Here is a 327-nt window from a genome sequence, read left to right as displayed (position 1 = left end):
CCGATCACCATCACCCAGAACTACACCAACATGTCTGACGCCATGAAAGAGCTGGAAGCGGCTATCACCGCTGGAAGGTTCCACCATGACGGCAATCCGATAATGACCTGGTGTATCGGCAACGTGATCGGCAAAAACATGCCCGGTAACAACGACGTAGTACGGCCCATCAAACAGGGCGATGACAACAAGATCGATGGCGCTGTTGCACTGATCATGTCGGTCGGGCGGGCGATGATGCAAGTCGTTGCCGGCGATGGCGGCGTGGACCGATTCATGGATTCAATCCGGGACCCAATATTCGAATGAACACAGCATCAATCATTT

General features: G+C 53.5%; 1 protein-coding gene. It reads left to right on the top strand.

Going from position 1 to position 327, the window contains the following annotated elements; all coding sequences use genetic code 11:
* Positions 1-309, top strand: a 309-nt coding sequence (locus AO388_RS06540) for a terminase TerL endonuclease subunit (protein ID WP_236713901.1), incomplete at its 5' end; no start/stop codon positions are given.
* Between the last annotated feature and the right edge of the window lie 18 nt (positions 310-327).

This window comes from Pseudomonas sp. ICMP 10191, assembly GCF_001467335.1.
GTDB lineage: Bacteria > Pseudomonadota > Gammaproteobacteria > Pseudomonadales > Pseudomonadaceae > Aquipseudomonas > Aquipseudomonas cerasi.
Note: the sequence above shows the minus strand (reverse complement) of the source record. Positions and strands in the feature narration are given on the sequence as shown.